Annotated in this window: 1 protein-coding gene and 1 pseudogene; one reads left to right on the forward strand and one right to left on the reverse strand. The window is 74.5% G+C overall.

Annotation, left to right across the window (positions count from 1 at the left end; all coding sequences use genetic code 11):
• Nucleotides 1-235: pseudogene (locus G3I65_RS30850) on the forward strand (RNA polymerase subunit sigma-70); the annotation flags it as partial.
• A 318-nt stretch (nucleotides 236-553) separates the two neighbouring features.
• Here the strand turns inward: G3I65_RS30850 and G3I65_RS58615 are convergent.
• Nucleotides 554-3005 (reverse strand): hypothetical protein (locus tag G3I65_RS58615; RefSeq protein WP_275940176.1); only part of this gene is annotated, 2452 nt, incomplete at its 5' end.

Consider the following 3005-nt stretch of genomic DNA (forward strand, 5'->3'; position numbering starts at 1 on the left):
GGTCCGCGGCGCGGCGGCGGTGGCCAACCAGGCCCTGACGTTCTCCCGCCTCGGCGCGGGCGGCGGCGTGGTCCACCGCGCCCTGGTCAACGGCGCGGCCGGCGTGGTGGCGACCCGCGACGGCCGGCCGTTCTCGGTGCTGGGCTTCACGGTGGCCGGCGGGCGGATCGTGGAGATCGACATCCTGGCCGACCCGGAGCGCCTCGGCCGCCTGGACCTGGCCGTGCTCGACTGACGGTCGTGAGTGGCAAGTCGGGTTAGAACCCTACTCGCCACTCACGACCGCGCCGGACGCCAGGGTTTCGGCAAAGTCTCGTCGGCCGAGGGCGCGGCCCGCGACGACGTGAATGACTCATTCCTGTCGCCGGACGACATGAATGAGTCATTCACGTCGTTTCGGCGACCACCGCGCCGGACTCGTCGGTCACCAAGGCCACCCCGGCGTCGCCGTCGAAGTGCAGGTAGCGCTGCCTGGCGTCGGCGTAGCGGCGGACCGCGCCCGCCACCAGGGCCACCAGCTCGCCGTCCTCGATGGCGTACAGCTCGTCCGGGGTCAGGACTTCGTGGACGCGCGTGCCGTCCGAGACCAGGGTGCGGACGCGGCGGCCGGTGTGGTCGTAGCCGTACAGGGCGTTGACGCCGTCGTCGCCGTGGACGCCGCGCAGGCGGTCGAACGCGTCGCGGATTTCCGTGCCGCACAACGGTTCCGGGGTGCGGCCGCGCCGAGTTCGCGGGTCCAGGTGCCGCCCGGGCCGGTGACGACGTGGCGGCCGCCGGTCCACGCCTCGGTGACGCCGTTCGCGTAGTGGACCGCCGTGCGGTGGCCGCGCAGGTCGTAGCGCACCGCGTCGACGAACCCCGGCACGCTCACCAGCCTGCCGACCTCGTCGTACTGGTGGTGGACCGTCAGCCGCCCGTCGCCGGCGTCCGGGTAGACCACCTTCGCCGGCCGCCCGTCGGCGCGGCGCACCACGTCCAGGCGGTACTCGACGGCGACGTGCGCCGGCCGCCAGCGCTTCTCGGCCGGGTTGCCGAGTGCGTCGTAGCCGAACAGCGTCACGCCCGATTCGTCGGACACGCGCACCAGCCGCCCGCAGCTGTGCGGCCCGGCGCCGGGCGGCACCGGCAGGCCGCCGTCGTGGTGGGTGAACGTCATGACCGGCGTGCCGTGCGGGTCGTCGACCAGCACCGCCGCCGGCCGGCCGACGGCGTCGTGGACCCGGTACACGGTGTGCCCGTCCGGCGTCCGCGCCTCGACCGGGTTCCCCGCCGCGTCCCGCACCAGCACGACCCCGTCGGCGCCGCGCAGCTCCCGCCCGAGCAGGTCGTGCAGGCCACCTTCACGCTCGACCTTCCCATCGCTACCGCCGAGAAGGCGGCCGAGGGCGTCGTAGCGGAACTCCTCAGGTGCGGGTGGGCGGTCGCCGTCGCGGAAGGACCGGCTCGTCCGGCGCACGAAGCCGCGGGCGCAGTACTCGTGGCGCTCGTCGACGACGTCGCCGAGCAGTTCGGTGTGCCGCCGCTCCAGCAACCGCCCGGCGCCGTCGCGTACCTCGGTCGTCAGCAGCACCTCGGCCTCGCCGGACACCGCGCGCTGCTCGGTCGTGACCCGCACCGGGGCGCCGGAGTCGTAGCGGTACCGGATCGTCGGCAGCTCCGCGGAATCACCGGGCCGGACGACGGTTTCGGGACGGCCCAGCGGGTCGTGGGTCACCGTGGTCACCGCGCCAGCCGGGTCGATCAGCTCGCGCACCCGCGCGGTCCGGACGTCGTGGCGCGTGATCGTCACGTTGCCGAGCGGATCCGTGGCCACCTCGGGGAAGCAGCGGTCGGCCGAATACCGCACTTCGGTGGTGTGGCCGAGCGGATCGGTCGTGGTGGTGCGCAACCCGGTGACGGTGTCGAGCCGCCCGTGGAACGTCGTGATCCACCAGCCGTCCTCGCCGGGACGGCGGTGGTAGCCGTGGTGGCGCAGGTCCGGCGGGACCGGGCCGTAGCCGTCGGCGACGAGCGCGTCGGTGAGCACCAGCTCCTCCCGCGCGGTGCACAGCCCGTGCGCGCCGGCCCGGCCGTCGGGGTTCTCGTCGTAGCGGAACAGCCGGTCGGACAGCACCTTCCCGCTGCCGTCCACCACGCGGATCCGCGCGGGCAGCGCCGCGAACCGGCCGTCGGGGTCGGTCGCGTACGTCGTGCGGGTGTCGCGCACGACGGGCGGCCGGCCGGTCCGCTCGGTCGTTTCCACCACCCGGGCCGGGTTCCCGGCGGCGTCGAGGTCCGTCTCCGTCGTGGTGACCGAAACCGGGGCCGGCCGCCGGTCGAACTCGCTCACCACCGTGCGGGTCCACTGTGGACGGCGCAGGTGCACCACCCGGCGGTACGGCCGCTCGCGCGCGGGGGAGTCGTCGAGGCCGTAGGTCTCTTCCTTGGTCAGCCGCCCGTCGTCGCCGAACCAGCGCACGGTCCGCAGCGTCGGCGCGTGCTCGTCGCCGAGGTCGTCCTGGACGACCCGCCCGAAGATCGGCGACCGGCTGTCGTGGTACTCGAACTCGGTCACGCCGACGTGGCCCGTGGCCGTTTCGCGGCGCGAGACGCGCCGGACCACCGGGACCGCCTCCTCCGTCGTGTACTCGATCTCCGTGCGCAGCCCGATGCCGTTGTCGATCCCGCTCAGCCGGCCGGTGCGGGGGACGTCCTCGAACGAGAAGTACGGCACGGTGTCGTCGGCGTCGAGCAGCGAAACGCCGCCGCCGGAGCGGGCCTTCGCGGCGAGCTGGACCCGCCGCACGACCGGGATTTCGACCTGGGTGTAGGCCAGCCGCAGCACCGGGGCGGCGGCTTCGGCGCCGCGCGCGTCGAACCCGGTGAGCGCCACCGACGTCAGCAGGGAAGCGCCGGTGACGTCGTCGGGGTCGTAGCCGAGGGTCCACCGCCGGACGAGCGGCCGCGCGTCGGCGGGCACCCGCAGGTCGATCCGCGCGCACCGCAGCGCCGTCGTGACGAGGGTG

The sequence above is a fragment of the Amycolatopsis sp. SID8362 genome (assembly GCF_010550475.1).
In the GTDB taxonomy this organism is placed as follows: Bacteria; Actinomycetota; Actinomycetes; order Mycobacteriales; family Pseudonocardiaceae; genus Amycolatopsis; species Amycolatopsis eburnea.